This is a genomic window from Mesosutterella porci (assembly GCF_022134585.1).
Taxonomy (GTDB): domain Bacteria; phylum Pseudomonadota; class Gammaproteobacteria; order Burkholderiales; family Burkholderiaceae_F; genus Mesosutterella; species Mesosutterella porci.
The window spans coordinates 51897-71019 of sequence record NZ_JAKNCT010000010.1 but is presented as its reverse complement, the minus strand read 5'-3'; the positions used below and the strand labels follow the sequence as shown (position 1 = coordinate 71019).

The window sequence follows — 19123 nt, the reverse complement described above, 5'->3', positions numbered from 1 at the left end:
GCTACCGTCCGGCTAAGTTTCGCCGCCTACACTGTCAGTCAAGAGATGAGGGAAAGCGGTTCAGGTGAAAACCGGACCGCTCCCTTTCGAAAACTTGAACACAACCTGGAGGACATCCATCATGATGAAAAAAACCGCTGCCGCCTTGTTTGCCGCCGGCACTCTCGCCCTTTCCGGCGCCGCCTTCGCGGCCTCGGGCGTTCCGGCCCCGCAGCCTCTCGGGGGCCCCGCCTACGGCCAGAACGTGACGCCCAAGATCTCCATGGCCGAGGCCGTCTCCACGGCTGAGAAAGCCTACGGAGGTCAGAGCCGCCGTGCGCAGCTGCGCGGCTCGCACTATGGCCTCGTCTGGGACGTGCTTCTGCAGGACAAGGACGGGAAGATGATCTCCGCGCTCGTCGACGCGCAGAGCGGCAAGATCCAGGCGGCCTTCGACCTCGGCAACCGCAGCACGAACGGCTACGGCTGCCCCTTCGGCCCCATGGGGCCGCGCGGTCACTGGGGCATGGGCCCGGGCATGATGGGCGGCCGCGGCTGCTACTAAAGCCCACCCGTTCCCACCGGGGAGCGGCTGCCCCCGCTCCCCGCTTAAACTAGAGGGGCCGGGAGAGACTTCCGCCCCCTCTTTTTTTCCTGCGACGGAAGCCGCCCCGGGCGCGGCTTCCGTTTTTTTTGAGGACGGGAGAGACTCCTTTCCCGCCCCTGGCGCCATGAAAATCCTGCTTATCGAAGACGACCCTTTCATCGCCCGGGCGCTCTGCGCCGCACTTGAGAATGAGGCTCACACCGTGCTCTGGGCCCCCTCGGGGCCCGAAGGGCTCGAGGCCGTAAAAAGCGGCTCGCCCGAAGCGGTGCTGCTCGACCTGGGGCTGCCGGGCATGGACGGGATCGACGTCCTCAAAAGCATCCGGGCGATGCCCAGTCCCCTGTGCGACCTCCCGGTAATCGTGGTCACCGCGCGCGAGGCGCTCGAGAGCCGGCTCGAGGGGCTAGACGCCGGCGCCGACGACTACGTGCTCAAGCCCTTCCACACCTCCGAGCTGCTTGCAAGGCTCCGGGCAGTCATGCGCCGCAAGGGGCCGATCGCCGGAGAGGTGCTGCGCTCGGGCAGGCTCGCGCTCAACACCGTCACCCACGAGTGCACGGTGGGTGGCTCCTCGGTGACCCTTTCCAAGCGCGAATATGCACTTCTTGCCGCGCTTCTCGTGCGTCCCGGAGCGATCCTCTCGCGCCGGGCGCTTGAAGATAAGCTCTACGCGCCGGGCGACGAGCCCGAGGGGAACGCCGTCGAGTACCTGATCCACGCCCTGCGGCGCAAGATCGGATCCGGCTTCATCGAGAACATCCGCGGACTCGGCTGGCGCATCAGGAAGGAGAGCGCGTAATGGCCCCGCTGCGCTCGAGGTCGCTGCTCACGCGCACGCTCCTTGCGGTGGCCGCGGCAACGCTGCTGCTCGTGGCGGCGGCCCTCGCCCTCCTTTTCCAGAACGTGCGGGCCGACGCACTCGCCACCCGCGACGCGCACCTCGAGGACATGGCCGTGGCGCTCGCCCGAGCCGACGTGGCCAACGTGATCCCCGGCGCCCTCACCATGGCCCCCGAGCAGTTCGAAAAACGGCTCGACTCCGACGAGCCCCTTGTCGTGCGGCGCCGCCGCATGATGATGATGCCGGGCGAAACCGTGTTCGTGAACCCCATGAAGCGCACCGAGATTCCGGCGGGTGAACCCGTGGCGCTCCGCATGATGACGCTGCAGGGCCAGACGGTACACGTCGCCTTCAACTCGCCGCTCCGATCCGGCCTCACCACGCGCCGCGTGGACGGCGAGGAGCTTCGGATCTGCGTCGTGTTCCTGCCCACCGGGCGCTACACGGCGGTGGCCGAGCCGCTGCAGCAGCGCGACAGCTCGGCCCTGAAGACCGCCACGGCCGCGGTGCTGCCGCTGGCCGCGCTTCTGCCGGTGCTGCTGGGCGTGATCGCCTGGGTGATCTGGAAGACGCTCAAGCCCCTGGACGCCGCCACCCGCGAGGTGGCCTCGCGCCGCGCCGCGAGCCTCGAGCCGCTTTCCACGGCGGGCGTCCCCGACGAGATCCGGCCCTTCGTGAACGCCGTGAACGCGCTCCTCGCCCGGGTGCGGGAGGCGAGGACCCGCGAAATTCGCTTCACTGCGGACGCCGCGCACGAAATCCGCTCGCCGCTTACCGCGCTCACGCTCGAGGCCGAGCACCTCGACCGCATCACGGACTCCCCCGAGGCCAGACCCGTGGTGCGGCGGCTCCGCGAAGGGCTCGAACGCTCGGTGAAGCAGGTCTCGCAACTGCTGCTTTTCGCCCGGGCGCAAAGCGGCGAGGCCCCGGAGCTGCTGCGCCGCGACGCCCGACCCTGGTACCTGTCGGAGCTCGCGGGCGAGGCGCTTGAGCCCCTGCTCGACCAAATCGAGAAGAAGGGCCTCAGGTTCTCGGCCGAGGGGCTGGACGGAAAGGGCGAGCAGCCCGTCTCGGGCGTAAGCCGCGCCCCGGCCTTCGCGATCCTCAGGAACCTCCTTGAAAACGCCGTGCACTACACGCCCGGGGGCGGCTCGATTACGCTCACCGCCAAGCGTACGGACCAGGGGCTCGAGTTCACCGTCCGGGACACAGGCCCCGGCATTCCGGAGTCCGAGCGAGAGCGGGTGTTTGATCCCTTCTACCGGATCAAGGGCTCGGGGGTGGCGGGCACGGGCCTGGGGCTCGCGATCGTGAAGACCTACGCCGACATGGCGGGCGGCACCGTGACGCTTTCCGACGCGAGGCCGGGAGAGAGACCTCCGGGGCTGTGCGCGGCTGTGTTCCTTCCCGCCTCGAAGGACTGACCTCTCCTTTTTTTCAGCTTCCCGCGCGGCCCTAAAACAGCGGGAAAAAGAGAAAGCCGCGCCCTCCCGGCCCGTCCCGAAAAGGCTCGGCCGCGCAGACATTCAACAAACGCGGGGAAAAAGCCTTCGGAAACAGTCTGCCGCAGCCCGCCGCCGTCACTGCGCCAGAAGACCGAGGGGCCTTCGAACCGCCGGAGACGTACTGACCAGAGCGAAGAATGAATCGCCTCAGCCTCCCCGCAAGCCTGAAGCCTTTCGCCGATCAGGGGATCCGGCGGACAGTCTGGCAACGGATCCGCGGCGGCCGGCTCCGTCCGAGTGACGTCACCTGCGTCGCCCGCCCGTCCATCTCCTGCCCTGCGCCGGCTCTGAGGAGGCGGCTGCCTTTGAGCGAAAAGCTCTCAGCCCCGCGGCGGACCGGGCTGAAGCTTCCGGACGGCTCCCTCGCCTCGGCTCGCTGCAAACAGGGATAAACGCCTGCAGTCGAATAAGTCCCGTGATTGGTCCACAAGGCCTGATTTTCCCGGTTCTCCAAGAGCTCTGAGTCCGAAAATCCCGTTTCTTTGCTACCCGAAGCAACAGCCCCTTCGAGAGCGGGCTTCGCTCTTGTTTTGCCCTGTCCCCTGAGGGCACTGAAGTAATAAAATTTACATGTCTTGCTTTTTCTTTACGAACATTAACCCGGGCTTTATCTCAAAGGCCGCATTCAAAGGATGAGAAATGAGAATGGCTGAAAATTCAAGAGTTTGTATAAGGGGGGGGTATGGACAGAGATTGCCGCAGCGGTGTTTGCAGCCTGTACAGGACTGGCCGCGCTCCCGGCGGGCGCTGCTCAGATTGAGCTTCATGATGCAACCATTACAGAAAGGAGCCAGTCGCTTTCCAATGCCGAAGGCTACTATGTAAAAGACGGAAACCAAGCGACAATCACGTATACAGCCAGCAGCAGCGCGCCCGAGCTCTTTTACAAAACATCGGTTGACCTCAACAATTCGGGCCGGCTCAATATTAAGGAAACGCTTAATTACTCGCTTTACAGTCCCATCTGGACGACCTATTTCCATGGCGGGAGCGATTCCGTCCTGGATATCGAGGCCTCGACCACCCAAAGTGACTCATCAATTCTCGGCAACTTTGATTTTGACACCAATGAAAGAATTGCTGCTGACGGCAAGCACAATGTCCTGATCGACGTGGGCACGGCGAGCTTGGTCAACAACATGGAGCCGTATCACTACGCCATTTACACCTCGTACCGGGGCAACGGCCAGCCAGGCTCATGGGTAGAGGTGAAGGCGAAGAAAATAACGCTTAAGGCCGGCGAAGCCGTTTTCGCCCAATCAGGCAACCGAGTGACCCTGAGCGGCTTTAACAACCTGGACATCACCTCGGGGACCAAATCCGCGATCCGCACTTTGAGTGATTCCACAGTCGAAGTTCTCGGCAACTCCGGCAGCACGGCGACCATTTCCAATGACGGCAGAAAATACGCCGCCGTCCAGAGCGGCCAGGCTGGCGCCTCCACTGTCCTGAAGGCCGGCAGCCTCATCATGAAATCGACCAACAACTCGGCGGTCGATGCGGAAGTCGGCTCGGTGACCATCAAGGCCGATCAGATCCAGGCCGAGACCGGCGTGACCGGAACGCAGTCTGTCAACGCCTCCTCCAACGGGGGCGGCAACGGCAATGTCTTTATGGTCAAGAGCGGCGGCGAAGTCACCTTTAAAAACTTCAACGGCAGCTCCGATCCCTCCAGCTTTAAGGCGACGGGCAATATTTATGTGGAAGGCGGCGGCAAGGCAGTCTTCCCCTTTGCCGGCTTTTCTTCGTCCCTCACGGGCGGTGCGCTCGTTGAGGGCGGAAGCGCCGCACTCCAGTTTAAGAACGGCGCGTCTTGGAACATGACCATGGACAGCTCGGTTTCCAACCTGGAGGTGGAGAGCGCAGCGATCAACGTCGGCTACAACGCGCCGGAAGGCACCTACCGGAAGCTCACGATCGGGACGCTCACCGGCAGCGACGGCACGTTCAGCCTCCGGGCGGACGTGAACGCCGACAAAGCCGACCAGATCATTATCACGGACAAGGCGAGCGGCAGCCACAAGCTCCTTGTCGAGGGCTGCGGCTCCGAGCCGCTGCCTGAGGCGATGTCTACCTTCCTCGTCCAGGAGACCGCCTCTGCCGTCAGCGCGGGCAGCGACGCAACCTTCGCGCTTGCAAACCAAGGCGGCTATGTGAATGTAATCGATCAGGGCAATTACGTCTACACCCTTGCCGACCGCAGGGCCGACACCGACTCCGGCCAGGCCCGCGAATGGTACCTGAAGCGCGTGGAGCGGCCCGTCGAGCCGGTCACTCCGGACGAGCCGGTCACTCCCGTCGAACCGGCCAATCCGGACAAGCCCGTCGTTCCGACGGTCCCCATACTGTCGCCTTCAGCCGCAACAGTGCTTGCCATGGGCAGCTCCAGCAGCATGACATCCAACTTCATCACGGGGCTCGATGACCTGAGGAAGCGCCTCGGAGACGCCCGCCATCAGGACGGGACGGGGCTGTGGGCGAGCGCGGGCGGCAGCTATTCGAGGCTCACGGGCTACCAAGGGAAGGTGCTTCGCAAGAGCGCCTTCCGCGTGAACGCGGGCGCGGACCGCAAGGCGGGAGACTGGATTCTCGGCGGCTACTTCCACTTCACGACCTCGGACGACAAGGCCCGCAACGACTGGAACACGAGTCGCGGCGACTCGAACTCGCAGAGTTTCTCGCTCTATGCGACCCGGCTCTTTGCGGGCGGCAGCTACCTCGACATCGTCGCGGGCGCCGACCTCTACCACCAGGAGATGCGCGGCACGATGCTTGACGGCCGCGGCTTCAAGGGCAATTACACAACCCACGGCTTCGGAGTATCCGTAGAGGGCGGCCACCAGTTCTGCTTCGGCGAGAAGGGGGCATGGTTTGTGGAGCCTTCGCTGCAGGCGTCCTGGTATCGCGCCGAAGGCGCGGACTACCGACTAACGAACGGCATGAAGGTGGATGAGGACAGCATGACAAGCGTCACGGGCCACGCGGGCGTCCTCGCGGGCCGCCGTTTCTTCGGGGCTGACGGGAACTTCACGGGCGACCTCTACGTCAGGGGCGGCGTGCTCTACGAGTTCGACGGCGACCAGACGGTGCACGTGAACGGCGAAAAGTACGACGTGGACGGACTTGGGGTCCGCGGCTACGCGGGCATCGGCGGCGAGAAGTACCTCAACAAGAGCGTGAAGCTCTACGGGTACCTCGAAACGCAGCACGGCCACCGCTATGCCACCGAGCTTGAGGGACGGCTGGGGCTGAAGGTCTCCTTCTGAGCCCTTGAAGCAGGCGCTCCTTGAGCAAACCGCCTCCGGCCCCTGCCCCTGCTTCAAGGCTGGCGACACCTTCCTGCTGCGAAGGGACGAGCAGCAGGACGACTTCTACCACCTCATGAACGGGCGGTTCTGCGGCGAGGCCTGGGACGCGATCAGCAGGTACGTCTACACGGCGCTCCAGGGCGGCTCTATCATGCACCGCTGGACAAACGACGAGCGGGTGATGATCGCCTGCTGCAACGACGGCACGAGGCCCGTGATCTTCAAGATCGAGAGGATCGACATCCCGGGAGACGGACGAAGAGCGCCGGTGGCTTGCGGCTCAGAACTTCAAAAACGGCGCGGACTCGGCCTACGCGGGCTGAAGGGAAAGAGGAAGGCACTCCGCCGGAGCCCGAAAGACACATGGGAAAAACCAGAAAGACGCCTCTGCCACCGCGCTTCGTCCGGGTGGCGCTTTCCGCCCTGGCCGCGGCCGCCTGGCTTTTTGCCGCCCCTTGATCCAGGCACGCCGCTACGCTTCCCCGGATTTTTTCAACCGTCGCCCGAACACCCGGGCGGCGGCTTTTTTGCCGAAAGAAGGCTGCTCAAAAGTGTGCCGGTGCCCCCTTCTTTCGGTTATCGGCGCTCCGGACTTTATGCGGTGGTTTTGGGGCCGGCCTGCCTCGGTGCGGCAGCATCGGCCGCCTCCCGTCCTGCTGGCTCCCTGCATGGCTTCAGGGAAAGCCTAAAGGCCCTTCTGATTTCATTTTGAGCAGCGGGCCGCCTTACTTAAAAGGGCCTCACTTAAAAAAGAACGCTGAAGCCGCGCCAGGCTGCCTCTCAAGGGCGACGGTTAATCCCGCGGCTCTGTCCCTTCTTTCGCGCCTCCTTGATTCCGCTCTTTTTCAAGTGCGGCATAGAAAAGCTCCTCTTCATGCGCAAACGCCTCCAGTTTGCCGATCGCGGCTTCGTAAGCCGTCTTCTCAAAATGGAATGCGAAATCGTAGGGATAGTCCCTGTGAGCGTGCTCGAAATGGTGCCAGACGACCTCACCGGGTCTTTCCACCCAGTACGCCGTTACCCCCCAGCAGCCGGTGGAACCGCACTCTGAGCAGCAGTTGAGCTCCAGCCAGTAGTCCTTCTCATCCTCCCAGCCTTCGGAAGGCTTTAATTCTTTCAGGAGACTTCGGGCAGACTCATGCCCGTATTCATCGTCCGGGTTCCGTGGAGGCTCACCCTTGAACCGCGCCTCGGCCTCGACGATCATCTCGTTGAGATCCCGTCCGTCGATAAGGATCCTCACGGCGGGGCATCGCGGCTGCCTGTATTCGACCGCCCACTTTTCGTCCGCCGCGACGGCGTCAAAGTGCTCGAAATCGAGCGTATTGAATGTTCGTTCCATCACCGCTCCCCCCCTCTCCCCGTCTCCTGCGGGCCCGAAAGATTAGTTTCGCTCCCGCTGTCACACCCCGGCGGAATCGGCGGGTTCCTCCGCCGCTGTCCGTCCTCTTTCCCCGCCGGAATAAACTGTCGATTGGACAACGGTTTCAGACACCTCCTTTGGCTATTCTGCTAGTAGTCCCTAATAACTAGAGGCAGAGCCCGCCGCGGCCTTCGGCCGGAGGAGCCCTTCGCCCGGAAAACGATCGCCGCGCCCGGCCCCGCCGGAACCCCGCGGTTCAGCAGATCAAGGATCCCAGCTGCCGGGCAGCCGCGGATTCGCCATTTAAGGAGGCATCTCATGAAACGGACAAAACCGACTCCGGTGCTTGACTGGTTCAAGCGTACGGCCCAAATGCTTGAGAATCCCGAAACCAAAGCCTGGAAAGCTGCGGGCGGAAAAGTGATCGGCATGTTCTATCCCGACACGCCCGCGGAGCTGCTCGAGGCAGCCGGCGCGATGACCTTTTCCCTGCGCGGCAACACCGCCGACGGCACGGAGCTCGCCGACGCCTACTACAAACCGATCGCCTGCGAGTTCACGCGCGCGACCTTCAACGAGATCCTCGACGGCAAGTACAGCTTCCTCGACGGCGCGGTCTGGTTCAACAACTGCGACCACATGCGCCGCATCTGGGACAACTGGAAGGCCTGCCGGAAAGACTGCCCGGCCTACGCTTTCATCTATTTCCCAAAAAAGAGAGACGACAACGGCTACGCCTTCTTCAAGGACCAGGTCCGCACGATGATCGCTGCGACCGAAGAGCGCTTCGGCGTCAAAATCACCCCGGAGAAGGTCCGCGAGGCGATCCGCGCGGCCAACGAGACCCGGCGTCTCATCCGGGAACTCTACGAGCTGAAGAAGGGCGATGAGGTGTACCTGGATGGCACCGAGACCGCCTCGGTGCTCATGACGCTTTCCTCCGTGCCGCGCGCCGTAGCAAACGAAAAGCTCGCCGCGCTCATTAAAGAGCTCAAGTCCGGGGGCGAAACTGTGCGCCCAGCCTGCCGCTTTTTCTATGACGGCTTCCACGCAGACCGCCCCGAGATCATCGCAACACTCGAGCAGGACGGCGGTGTCGTGGTCTGCGACTCGTTGGGCAACGGGCTGGCCAGCGCGGCCCGCGACATCCCCGAGGAGGGCGACCCGGTCGAAAACGTCCTGCATTACTACTACTGGGACAAGGTGCCGCAGCCCCGCGTCTTCGGGACCCAGGGCCAGAGGCTCGACCGCGTCGAAGCGCTCTGCCGCGAGTTCGGCTGCCAAGGCGTAATCGCTATGCGCATCGCCTTCTGCGACCAGGAGGCCTTCGAGCAGCTCATGCTGCTGTGGCGCGCGAAGAAGAACCAGATCCCCTTCATACAGCTGGAGACCACCTACAGGCCCGAGGGGATCGGACAGATCCGCACCCGCATCCAGGCTTTCCAGGAAAGCATCGCTTCCCGCACCGCAGCGGCCTGATCCAACAGAGGATAAAGAAAATGACTGAAGCTAAGACTGATCTTTCCAAACTGGACGGCACCGAGCGCACCCAGGAGTACGTCGACCGCCTGAACGGCATCCTCGCGCAGATGGCCCAGGCTCCGGCCGAACAGAGAAACCCGATCCTGGAGGCTCTGATCGGGCTCTTTCGCGACTGGAACATGGACAAAATCAAAACCCGGCGCGAGGGCCGGCCGATTGCCGTCACCTGGTACGGCAACGCCCCCGAGATCCTCAACGGCATGGGCATCCTCAACTACAACCCGGTGGTCGATCTGATGATGCACCTCGGGTTCACCAACTACGCCGATGCCTACAAATGTGACTCCTTCCCGCTCGACGGCAACGTCTGCTCGCTCATCCGCTATGCGATTTACGCGGTCCAGAACCGGCTTCTCGTCAAACCGAACGTGATCATCGCAATGGGTGAGCCCTGCGACGGCGAACTCATGGTGCACCAGGCGATGAAGGAGAGCGACTTCTTCGGCGATGTGCCGATTTACCAGATCGACCCCTCCTACGGCCACGACAAAAAGGACTTCGAGTACGTCGGCCGGCAACTCAAAGAGATGGCCCACTGGCTCGAGAAGGTGACCGGCGCGAAATACGACTTCAAGCGCGTGGCCGCTGTGGTGGACGAGACCAACGAGCAGTACCGGATCTGGAAGGAGATCAACGAGTGCATGAAGGCCTCGCCCGCACCGCTGCCAGGCTTTACGGTGCCGGAGGTGATGTGGCCGCTCACCCAGCATCTGCCCGCGGGCAACCCGCGCTGCACGGCGGTGGCTCGGATGCTGCTCGGGGCCGCGCAGGAAAACGTGAAAAAGCACGTGGGTCCGATTATGAAGAACGAGATCCGCATCGTCTGGCCCGACCTCGATCCGCTCTGGAACGGAGCGCTCACCGAGTGGCTCGCGAAGAAGTGGAACGCAACCGTTGTGATGACCGACCAGCAGTACTCCAAGCCCTACGAGGTGATCGACACGAGCAACGAGGACGCGATGTTCTACGGGCTCGCCCGCCGCGCGGTCTTCGAGGTGCCGATGATCCGCCAGGGCCGCGGCTTCGTCGACGTGCTGATCGATGACCTCACCGACATGATCAACGAGTACCACCCCGACGTGGTGATCGCCCCGGGCCACATGGGCCACAAGGACAAGGCCGGCAACACTCAGTTCCTGAAAAAGGTCTGCCGCGATATGGGCGTGCCGCTTCTGAACCTCACGACCAGCCTCTTTGACGAACGCTACACGCCACTCGAGAAGGTGGAAAATGACATCAGCAACTTCTTGTCGGTAAACGGCTTCAAGCCCAATCCGGACTGAAGCGCCTCTTCCCCTCAGGGCCCGCGAGCCCTGAGGGGATGGAAGCTCGGATCCCGCCGCGGCTCAGCCCAGACAGAGGCGGCGGGATTGTTTTGTCCGGAGGGACTGCGGGGACCCGCCGTCCTCCTCTCCTTCAGGGACAGGAAGGGAAGTGTCATTTGGGCAACGGTTCCGGATTCCCCGGTCGGGTACCCTATTCATAGACACAGATAATTAGCCAGGAGCACGGCTCCCCTCCCCCCAAAAAGGGAAGCGCTTCCGGCCCGGAACACAGGAGGGCAAAATGAGTCTATACGCAGGCCTTGATCTCGGCAGCACCACGGGCAAGGTCGTACTGATTGATGAAACGAAGAAAATCCTCGGCTGGTCCATCGTCCCGTCCCTGGGAGGCCCGGAGAAGACCGCCGCCCGGGCCCGCACGGAAGCTTTCCTCAAGGCGGGGCTGGAGCCGGACACGCCGATCGCCTACCTCACCGCGACCGGCTACGGCCGCAACAACTTCCAGCAGAAGAACGAGGAAATCTCGGAGATATCCTGCCACGCGCTCGGCGCCCACGAGATCGCGCCCACGGTGCGCACGATCGTCGACATCGGCGGCCAGGACTGCAAGGTGATCTCGGTGAACAGCCGCGGGCGCGTGATGGACTTCCAGATGAACGATCGGTGCTCGGCCGGCACCGGACGCTTCTTCGAGGTGATCGCGCGGGTGCTCGGCATCACGCTCACCGAGCTCTCGGAAAACGCCCTCAAGTCCTCAAACCCGAGCCCGATCTCCAAGCAGTGCTCGGTCTTCGCCGAGTCCGAGGTGATCTCGCTCGTGAACCAGAACATGCCCCTGCCCGACATCTGCGCGGGCGTGACGGAGTCGATCGCGCGGCGCATCAAGGGCATGGTCTACAAGGTGGGGCTCGAGGAGGACCTCGCCCTCACCGGGGGCTGCGCCCAGAACAAGGCGCTCGCCCAGGCCCTGGAGCGCCACCTCGGGGTGAAGCTCGCGGCGCTGTCGCAGAACCCCCAGATCATGGGCGCGTTCGGCGCGGCGATCTTCGCCCTCGAGCACTCGAAGGCGGCCTAAGGAAAAGGCAGAGGCGGAAAAATCGATGAGCACGCTTGAAAAAGAAGTGGAAGAGCTGCAGAAGGCGCTCGAAGGTCTTGAGACGAAAAGCCTGTCGGTCGCCGGCATCGAGCCCGCGGCTAAAAACGGCCGCGCGGGCCTCATTCTCGAAGGCGAGGCGCGGGCGAACCTGGGCTCGGACAGCGTCCCGGGGACGCGCTACCTCCTTTACTCGAACGAGGCGCTGCCCGGCGGCGACCGGGTGCGTCTCATCGGGCCCGCTCTCACGCAGCTGCCGCGCGAGCCCGTCGCCTTCGCCCAGGCCGCGGTCCTGCGCGGCCCGGAGGTCACCTCGGAGGTCTTCTACCAGTTCGTGCAGCGCCACCAGAGGCTCCTCGACCAGCCGGGCTTCATGGTGAAGACCGCAAAAGACCGGCTCATGGCGCGGGTGTCCCCTCAGGCGGCCGAAAAAGGGCTCGAGGCGGTCTCCGCGACCTTTCTCAGCCGCATCCACGAGGCCTTCCCGCAGGTGCAGGCGGTCGACCTCGTCTGGGTCACGGGCAACGAGGCCCTGGTGCGGCGGCTAGAAGCCGCGGCCGAGGCCGCCTCGGAGCTCATCACCTCGATCAAGGCCGGGGTCTGGAAAGACCGGGGCTTTGATTACAAATCCTGCCAGCTCGCCGGACACTGCGGCTCCTGCGCCGACAAGAAGACCTGCTCCTCCATCCGGCAGATGGAGGCAAAGGTCAAGCTGCGGCACCGGCGCGAAGGCGCGTCCCGGGCAACCCTCTGAGGGGCGCCCTAAAACATATTTTCATGACCCGCGGCCCTTGCCTGAAAGAACGTCGAACTCACGGGCAGGCCAGGGAAAAGGAACGGAAAAATGGCTGAAAAACACATCCAGGGCAAAATCGTTGCGGTCTGCGGCAAAGGCGGCGTCGGAAAGACCGCCTTCACCACGATGCTCACACGGGTGCTCAGGGACGACCCCGAGACCGGCCGTCTCCTTGTTGTCGACGCCGACCCTGCGATGGGGCTGCTCTACGCGCTGGGCGTGGATACGAGCCGCTCGATCGGCGCGGTGAGGGAGAAGATTCTCGAGGCGGCCGAGAAGGGAACGGCGGGCGAAAAGGCCGAGGTGGCCGAGCAGCTCGACTACCTGATCCTCAATGCGCTGCAGGAGGCGGAGGGCTTTTCCTACCTCGCCATGGGCCACATGAACGCGAAGGGGTGCTTCTGCTCGGTGAACGACCTGTTGCACGACTCGCTCGCGCAGCTCGTGAACCAGTTCGACACGATCCTCATCGACGGCGAAGCGGGCATCGAGCAGATCAACCGCCAGGTGACCGATCACGTGAACACGCTGCTGCTCGTCACCGACTCGTCCTTCCGCGGCCAGCAGACCGTAAAGACGATCGAGAAGCTCGTCGCCGACGGCTACGTCCCGGCCTGCGAGCGTATGGGCGTAGTGCTCAACCGCATCCCCGGCGACGAGAGCTCGAACAAGGACCTGAAGAAAGTCTTCAACCTCCCGGTTTACGGCTTCATCCCCTTTGACAGCGAGGTGGAGCAGTTCGACCGCAGGGGCGAGTCGCTCATGAAGCTGCCTGAGGGGAACGCCGCCCTCAGGGCCGTGCGCGCAACGATCGCCGCGGTCAACGCAAGCGAGCGCTGAAAAAGCTTTGAAAGCTTAACAAAAAGAGAACCTAAAGCGCCCGGCTGCACCTAAAAGTCCGGGCGCTTCTCGTCTTCCGGGCGGGGCAGCGGGAGCGGCCTGGGAAAGCGCCGCCTTCGGGCGCCCCCCTTTCAGGCTCGCAACCCCGGCAGATCTTCTTCGATCTGCAGGAAACCCTCGGTTATATAAGAGACCGTCTTGTAGAACCCCGGGCCTTTCCTCACGTCCGCGCAGAAGGCTCCCACCCAGGGCGCGAGGTGCTCGGCGAGAAACTTCTTCTGCTTGCCGGAGGCCTTTTCCGCGGCCGCGCTCACTTCCTGAAGACGAGGCTGCCGGCCGTCAGCAGCAGCGCGAAGGCGATCGGAATAAGAAACGCCTTTCCCATCCCGATCGAATCGGACACCGAGCCCAGCAGCGGCGGCAGGAACAGCAACGTCCCGTAGCCGATCGTCGAGACCGCCGAGCAGGCCGCCCCCGGGTCGACGCCCGGGCAGCTGCCCGCGCGGCTCATCACGATCGGGACGGCCGGAGCCACGCCCGCGCCGGCAAGGAAGAATCCGGCCAGGCAGACCACGGGGCTGTCCGCAGCAATCGCGACCACAAAGCCCGCTGCGACGAGCAGCCCGCCCGCGGCAAGCAGCGGCGCATCGCCCAGCTTCACGCGCAGGCCGTCGGTGAAGAGCCGCACGAGCGCCATCGCCGCGGCCGCGGCCCCGAAGCTGAGCGCCGCGGTCGACTCCGGCGCCCCCTTCACGGAATGCAGGAAGATGCTTCCCCAGTCGCCCACCACGCCCTCGCTCGAAAAGGCGCAGATCTCCATGAAGCCGCAGAAATAGACGAAAAGCGGCAGGCGGGAGCGCCGCGCGGAGTCCTTTCGCTGGAGATCTTCCTGCAGGTGCCGGCCGGCCACGGCCCGGCAGGCGAGGCAGACGAGCGAGAAAAAGAGGAAGTTCGCGAAGGCCCCGGCGCCCGCCCAGGCAAAGGCCGCGCCCAGCGCCGCCCCCAGGATGCACCCGAGGCTATAGCCCGCCTGCATCCGCCCCATGAGGCGGATGCGGCTGTGCGCCTCGAGCAGGATCGCCTGCGTGTTCATGCAGACGTCGAAGACCGCGAAAAGCGCGAGCTTCCCGGAGGCGAGCCCCGCCAGCGGCAGCAGCAGGAACAGCGCGAGCGAGGAGACCCGCAGGAGACGCGCCGAGGTGAAGCGCCGGATGAGCCGCCCGCAGAACAGCAGCCCGGTGATCGAGGCCGCCCCGAGGCAGAGCAGTGCCAGCCCCACCTCCGCGTCCCCGACCCCCGCCCCCGCCTTGATGGCGGGCATGCGCGAGGTGAGCAGCGAATAGTACCCGCCCGCAGCCGTAAAGAAGAAAAAGCAGCTCAGAGCGTCCGACGGCAGCAGCCGGCCCCGATTGGTCACAAGCGCCCCCTTCAAGCAAAAAGTCCTGAAAGTTTTGAGTTTATCGGCCTGCTCCCCGGCCCGCAAGCCGCTTCACCGGCGCCCTTTTAAAATGACCTGCTGCTTCTGATTTTTTTTACTCACTGAAGGACCGCACCCATGCCCACCGAAAGGCTTTACTATGCGCCAGACTGCCTTAAGGCTGACTGCCGCGTCCTCTCCTGCTTTCCCCCTTGAGGGAGGACTCTTTGCGGTCGTGCTCAACCGCACGCCCTTCCACCTGAAGGGCGGGGACGAGCCCGCGGACCGCGGCACGCCCGCGAGCGTGCCGGTCGAGGCGGTCTTCGAGGACGGCGCGGGCGGCATCGTGCATGCCGCGGCGAGCCCCCTTGCCGAGGGCTCCTGCGTCCGCGCCCGGGTCGATGAGGCCGAGCGGACCCTGCACTCGAGGCTGCACTCCGCAGACCACCTCTTCTCCGCCTGGCTCGAGCCGCAGGGCTGGCTGGCGGAGAAGGGCGACCACTTTCCCGGCCAGAGCCGCGTTGTGTTCAAGCCCCGGGATGCCGGCAGTCCTCCGCCCCTGCCCGAGGCGCGGGACATCTAGGCGTTCCTGCAAAAGACGGCCGAAGAGCAGCTGACCTTCAGGCAGAGCATTGTTGACGGCCGGGGCTGGCGCACCGTCACCTGGGAAAGCCCCCGCCTATCCCTGCGGGGGCACGCACATCGCGGACACCTCCCAGATCGGAACGATCCGGGTGACGAAGATCAAGTTCAGGAAGGGCGAGCTCTCCGTCTCCTACGAAGCCGTCTGAAAAAGCAGACCCGGCGGGGCTTCGCGCCCCCATAAAAAAAGAGCCTTCGGTTCTGCAGAGAGCCGAAGGCTTAAATCTAGGAGACTGACCCGGAGGAAAGGAGAGGCGGGCCGTCGCCGGCCGCTTTTTCTTTCCTCCCGCAGAAGGAGGCCCAGGAGACATGGGGCCCCGTTCCATACTTGAGTACTTTACTCGGATTTAAGGAAAAATCAATACCCGAGCGATCCAGTACACAATTTTTTACTTTTCCCTTGCCCCGGCCGATCATCAGGCCTTTCCGAACACGCGGGTCAGGTGCTCCTTCCAGCGTGCGAGGTCGGAGTCGGTCTTCGGGTTCTTCATGACGTCGTTGCAGGCAAAGGAAGGCAACGGCTTCATGCCGAGGAACTGGCTCGCCTTGTGAAGCCCGAAGAACGTGGCATCCATCCCGCGCCCCTCGAAAAACTCCTTCGGGTCCGTGAAGGCCGTACGGGGAGCGTTCCATGTGGCTGAAATCATGTAGCGCTTCTCGGTGAGAAGCCCGCCGGTGCCGTAGTTGTATTCAGGGTTGTCGCGATGCCGCCCGTCGCCCGTGATCATGCCGGGGCCGAACACCCGGTCCTCGTAGCTCTTCAGGGCGGCCGGGGGCTCCATCCACCAGACCGGGAACTGGTAGATCACGGCGTCGGTCCAGAGGATCTTCTGTCTTTCCTTCTCGGGATCGTACGGATCCTGCAGCCGGGTGATCTGCACCTTGTGCCCCAGCGCCTCAAGCGTCTCCCGAGCCGTATCGGCCAGAAGGTGATTGAGTCCGCCCTGGGCGCTGCCGTAAGCCAGCCCGCTGTCAATAATAAGAATCTTCATGAAAACCGCTCCTCAAAAAATGCACACAGCACTGCGGCCGTGAATTTAATCCTTTTGTTCAAAGCCCCTGAGCCTTGACAATCGAGTAGGAGACGGGCGGTTCGCCCGCCGTCCTCTCACACCACCGCCCGTACCGGTCTGGCAGGCAGGCCTCGCGGCCTGTTTAATGGGATGGTCAGCCCCTGCAGCGGAGCATTATTCAGCGACCATCCATCATGAAACCTTCATTAGAAAACAAAAGGAGCGCCCTTATTTCTCAGAAGATAACCCCGCCCGGGGTTATCTTCTGAGTTATCCCAAAAAGAGGAGCGCTCCACCATGAATTCTACCTTCTCAGGCAACCCCGCTGTTGTCATCGGCATTGATCTTGCCAAAAGCCATTGCGATGTCGTCGGCTGCGACAAGGACCGGAAGATGGTGCTGAGACGCCCCCGCATCCCACACAGGAAACTGCTTGAGATGCTCTCAACATGCCCCGCGCCGTTGTGCTGATGGAGGCCCGCGGCGGGGCCACTGCTTCGTCCGCAAGGTCAAGGCGCCGGGGCACGACGGCCGGCTTCTGAACCCGGGCGACGTGAAGCGCATCCGGGGCGGCCATCAGAAGAACAACATGCTTGACGCGGCCTGCATCGCCTGGGCCTGGTATATCCCGGGAATCACCTTTGTGGCCGCGGAAACACAGGCCCAGCAGGATCTCCAGGTCCAGCAGCGCATTTATCAAGGCTATGTGAAGATCCGCATAGAGCCTGGCAATCGGATCCACGCCCTGCTGCTCGAATACGGCCTTCACAGTCCCCAAAAAAGCAGCCTTCATTGCCGGGAAGCTGCCCGTGTTCATAGAGGAACACCCCGATGAGCTGTCACCTTTGACCCGGGAAGCGATCCTGGAGCTTCGGGACAGCTGGCTGCGGGCCTTGGAACGCGAGCGGCAGGCCGGGCAAAAGTATGACAGGCTCGTGAAAGAGAACGATGATGCGAAACGTTTGATGACGATCCCGGGCATCGGCGTCAAAAGCGCCGGAGCGCTGCTCGCGCACGGCGGGGAAGCCTCCCGTTTCGCGACAGCCGGCAGTTCGCCGCCTCGCTCGGGTTGGTGCCCCGGCTACTATGCCCTTTGCTGACTTCTCGCGGCAAGCTTTACTCCATGAACCGGAAGGCTTCATGTCCGCGAGATCTCCTCGGGTAAGAACACGTTCTTTCCCGCCATGCATCCGCCGCATTTACTTACACCTCGGAATCCGGACAGCTTGAGACTTCACCTTGTTTAGCAGGCTCGTCCTTTCTCGTATGCCTTATGCGGTTCCTGTTCGTCGGATCGGCGGTTTGCCTCGGGCTTTCTTCAGATTCCGCCTCGCGGAGGACACCCTTGCCTCCGGCTATGTGCTTGGGGCTGTCTCCTGCACTCGGGACTTTCACCCGTTAGAACGCGCTCATGCCGAGCGCACTAAAAATGCCGCCGTTGCGAAGAATGAAGTCACTCTCCGGGACGGCGGCTTTTTCGAGGAACGTCCTCTGCCGAAAAAGGCGCTTGGCTTAGAAGCGGTGGCGGATGCCCACAAACACCTGCTGGGTGTCGTTGCCCGGAGCGCTAGTGGCGAAGTGTTCGGCGCTGTCAGGGCCGGCTTCAATCGCGAACTGCGCATTGTCTTCCTGGATCAGGGCCTCAACGCCCGCGTAGAGCATCGTGCGCTTGGAGAGGTCATAGTCAAAGCGCGCGCCGAAGCTGTAGGCGTCGGACTTCTTGAGTGTTCTGTTCTTGTAGTAGGCCGCGGTGGTGTTGAGCCTGCCGCCCAGCATCGGAGTAGTCGTTCCAATCTGCACGAGCCAGAAGTCGTTGCGCGCCGCCGTGTCGTCGCCCTCCTTCCATTCGAACTGGATCGCGGGCTTCGTGAACCCGAAGTCGTAGCTCATGGCGAGCTCATAGTACTGATCGTGGCCGCGGCCCGTGCGATAGAACCCCGGAGTCGGGGTCGACAGGTTCTGGTAGAGGGCGCTGCCCATGATGAAGAGCGGACCCTTCGCGTACTGCAGAGCGATGTTGTAGACGTTGCCGTTCGAGCTCGAAGTTTTATCCGCCTCACCGAAGGCCATGTAGGCCATGGCAGAGAAACCCGCGTAGCTCGGGGTGGCCCAGAAGATCGAGTTGTTGCGGCGCACCAGGTCGTCATTGGTGGGGTCGGAGCCGCCCATCGTGGCACCCGGGCCCGGATAGAAGAAGGGAGACGAGGCGGTGCCCAGAGAGAGCCCGTTCACGTCGCTCATCGCCCAGGTGAGGAAGTGGGGCGTGTACTGGCGGCCGAACGAAATCTGACCGAAGTGGCGGTTCTGCAGGCCCACCCAGGCCTCGCGATGGAAGATCCTGTTGGTGTTGCCGGCGTAGGACTGGGCATAGGTGCCGTCATCAGCAAGAAAGCCCGATTCGAGCTTGAAAACGGCCTTCGTGCCGCCCCAGACCGCAAGAGTCTCCTCTCCCTTGAAGCCAAAATAGCTGCCGGTGGAGCCCCCGGAGCTCAGGGCCGAACTCACGGTGCCGCTGTCATTGTTCACGGCGATGTATTCATCGATCGCCCCGTAGACAGAAACAGAGGGAGCCGCCTGAGCCGCAGCAGCCCCCAGTCCGAACGCGGCCGCGCAGGCAGCGGCTACGAGTGATTTGCGCATGTTGTCTTCTCCTTTGGTTTGGGAGTCCCGAATGAATCCGCCGACAGGCTGATCCCATCCTGATCCCGACAAAGTAAAGATAAGAAAATTCGGAAAGAAACTGCGTTGTCTGGACGACAGTTTGGCAGGACTGCGGGTTTGGCCGAAACGGATGCCGGAACGCTGTCGGGAAGAAGCCTCGCTGCATTGATCCCAGTCCAATTACCTAAGTAAGGGCCAGGGGCAGCGTGGCCAGAGAGCGGCGGCATTCCAGG

At 63.3% G+C, this 19123-nt stretch carries 20 protein-coding genes; 15 read left to right on the top strand and 5 right to left on the bottom strand.

From position 1 onward, the window contains the following. Positions 1-121: 121 nt before the first annotated feature. From MAF45_RS08825 to MAF45_RS08805, 5 genes are all read left to right on the top strand, one after another. Entirely contained in the window at positions 122-544 is a 423-nt protein-coding gene (locus MAF45_RS08825; RefSeq protein WP_237979358.1) for a PepSY domain-containing protein, read from the top strand. A gap of 166 nt (positions 545-710) precedes the next feature. After that, on the top strand, positions 711-1385 hold the full coding sequence (locus MAF45_RS08820) for a response regulator transcription factor (protein WP_237979356.1): 675 nt from the start codon (positions 711-713) through the stop codon (positions 1383-1385). Then, on the top strand, positions 1385-2851 hold the full coding sequence (locus MAF45_RS08815; RefSeq protein ID WP_237979354.1) for a sensor histidine kinase: 1467 nt from the start codon (positions 1385-1387) through the stop codon (positions 2849-2851). Before MAF45_RS08820 ends, MAF45_RS08815 begins: the two co-directional genes overlap by 1 nt. A 785-nt stretch (positions 2852-3636) precedes the next feature. After that, the gene (locus MAF45_RS11415) at positions 3637-6198 is read left to right on the top strand and encodes an autotransporter outer membrane beta-barrel domain-containing protein (RefSeq protein WP_237979344.1); all 2562 of its coding nucleotides are present in this window, start codon (positions 3637-3639) and stop codon (positions 6196-6198) included. A gap of 4 nt (positions 6199-6202) precedes the next feature. Further along, positions 6203-6952: a TIGR04076 family protein gene (locus MAF45_RS08805; protein WP_237979342.1), complete on the top strand. Its 750-nt coding sequence runs from the start codon at positions 6203-6205 to the stop codon at positions 6950-6952. An 81-nt stretch (positions 6953-7033) separates the two neighbouring features. Here the strand turns inward: MAF45_RS08805 and MAF45_RS08800 are convergent, their stop codons facing one another. Then, positions 7034-7582: a hypothetical protein gene (locus MAF45_RS08800; RefSeq protein WP_237979341.1), complete on the bottom strand. Its 549-nt coding sequence runs from the start codon at positions 7580-7582 to the stop codon at positions 7034-7036. A gap of 339 nt (positions 7583-7921) precedes the next feature. On the opposite strand from MAF45_RS08800, the gene MAF45_RS08795 reads away from it, so the two are divergent. The 5 genes from MAF45_RS08795 to MAF45_RS08775 all read left to right on the top strand — a co-directional run bounded on the left by MAF45_RS08795 (position 7922) and on the right by MAF45_RS08775 (position 13157). Beyond that, positions 7922-9082: a 2-hydroxyacyl-CoA dehydratase subunit D gene (locus MAF45_RS08795; RefSeq protein ID WP_237979339.1), complete on the top strand. Its 1161-nt coding sequence runs from the start codon at positions 7922-7924 to the stop codon at positions 9080-9082. A 20-nt stretch (positions 9083-9102) separates the two neighbouring features. Then, positions 9103-10428 carry a 2-hydroxyacyl-CoA dehydratase family protein gene (locus MAF45_RS08790; RefSeq protein WP_237979337.1) on the top strand — a complete coding sequence of 442 codons (1326 nt, stop codon included), beginning with the start codon at positions 9103-9105 and terminating at the stop codon, positions 10426-10428. 283 nt (positions 10429-10711) lie between these two features. Then, a complete protein-coding gene (locus MAF45_RS08785) occupies positions 10712-11503 on the top strand; it encodes an acyl-CoA dehydratase activase (RefSeq protein WP_237979335.1) in 792 nt (263 codons plus the stop codon). 25 nt (positions 11504-11528) lie between these two features. Continuing rightward, positions 11529-12275, top strand: a complete 747-nt coding sequence (locus tag MAF45_RS08780) for a hypothetical protein (RefSeq protein WP_237979324.1) — start codon at positions 11529-11531, stop codon at positions 12273-12275. Positions 12276-12365: 90 nt separating this feature from the next. Continuing rightward, positions 12366-13157, top strand: a complete 792-nt coding sequence (locus tag MAF45_RS08775) for an ATP-binding protein (protein ID WP_237979322.1) — start codon at positions 12366-12368, stop codon at positions 13155-13157. 131 nt (positions 13158-13288) lie between these two features. Here the strand turns inward: MAF45_RS08775 and MAF45_RS08770 are convergent, their stop codons facing one another. Together MAF45_RS08770 and MAF45_RS08765 are read right to left on the bottom strand one after the other, a co-directional pair. Beyond that, entirely contained in the window at positions 13289-13471 is a 183-nt protein-coding gene (locus tag MAF45_RS08770; RefSeq protein WP_237979320.1) for a hypothetical protein, read from the bottom strand. After that, positions 13468-14589, bottom strand: a complete 1122-nt coding sequence (locus MAF45_RS08765; RefSeq protein WP_237979319.1) for an MFS transporter — start codon at positions 14587-14589, stop codon at positions 13468-13470. Before MAF45_RS08765 ends, MAF45_RS08770 begins: the two co-directional genes overlap by 4 nt. 145 nt (positions 14590-14734) lie before the next feature. On the opposite strand from MAF45_RS08765, the gene MAF45_RS08760 reads away from it, so the two are divergent. Continuing rightward, a complete protein-coding gene (locus MAF45_RS08760) occupies positions 14735-15157 on the top strand; it encodes an alanyl-tRNA editing protein (RefSeq protein WP_237979317.1) in 423 nt (140 codons plus the stop codon). A gap of 49 nt (positions 15158-15206) precedes the next feature. Continuing rightward, a complete protein-coding gene (locus tag MAF45_RS08755) occupies positions 15207-15365 on the top strand; it encodes a hypothetical protein (RefSeq protein WP_237979315.1) in 159 nt (52 codons plus the stop codon). 267 nt (positions 15366-15632) lie between these two features. Here MAF45_RS08755 and MAF45_RS08750 read toward each other — a convergent pair whose 3' ends face one another. Continuing rightward, positions 15633-16208 carry an NAD(P)H-dependent oxidoreductase gene (locus MAF45_RS08750; RefSeq protein ID WP_237979313.1) on the bottom strand — a complete coding sequence of 192 codons (576 nt, stop codon included), beginning with the start codon at positions 16206-16208 and terminating at the stop codon, positions 15633-15635. A gap of 318 nt (positions 16209-16526) precedes the next feature. Here MAF45_RS08750 and MAF45_RS08745 point away from each other — a divergent pair, with 318 nt between their 5' ends. Genes MAF45_RS08745 through MAF45_RS08735 form a run of 3 tightly spaced genes read left to right on the top strand, consistent with a single transcriptional unit; the run spans position 16527 to position 17329 of the window. Beyond that, complete coding sequence (locus MAF45_RS08745) at positions 16527-16700, top strand: hypothetical protein (protein ID WP_237979311.1); 174 nt, start codon at positions 16527-16529, stop codon at positions 16698-16700. After that, positions 16663-17064 (top strand): hypothetical protein, encoded by a 402-nt coding sequence (locus tag MAF45_RS08740; protein ID WP_237979309.1) that lies wholly within the window; start codon positions 16663-16665, stop codon positions 17062-17064. Before MAF45_RS08745 ends, MAF45_RS08740 begins: the two co-directional genes overlap by 38 nt. Next, the gene (locus tag MAF45_RS08735) at positions 17039-17329 is read left to right on the top strand and encodes a hypothetical protein (RefSeq protein WP_237979307.1); all 291 of its coding nucleotides are present in this window, start codon (positions 17039-17041) and stop codon (positions 17327-17329) included. Before MAF45_RS08740 ends, MAF45_RS08735 begins: the two co-directional genes overlap by 26 nt. Before the next feature lie 412 nt (positions 17330-17741). Here the strand turns inward: MAF45_RS08735 and MAF45_RS08730 are convergent, their stop codons facing one another. Beyond that, positions 17742-18869, bottom strand: a complete 1128-nt coding sequence (locus tag MAF45_RS08730) for a porin (RefSeq protein WP_237979305.1) — start codon at positions 18867-18869, stop codon at positions 17742-17744. Positions 18870-19123: the final 254 nt, after the last annotated feature.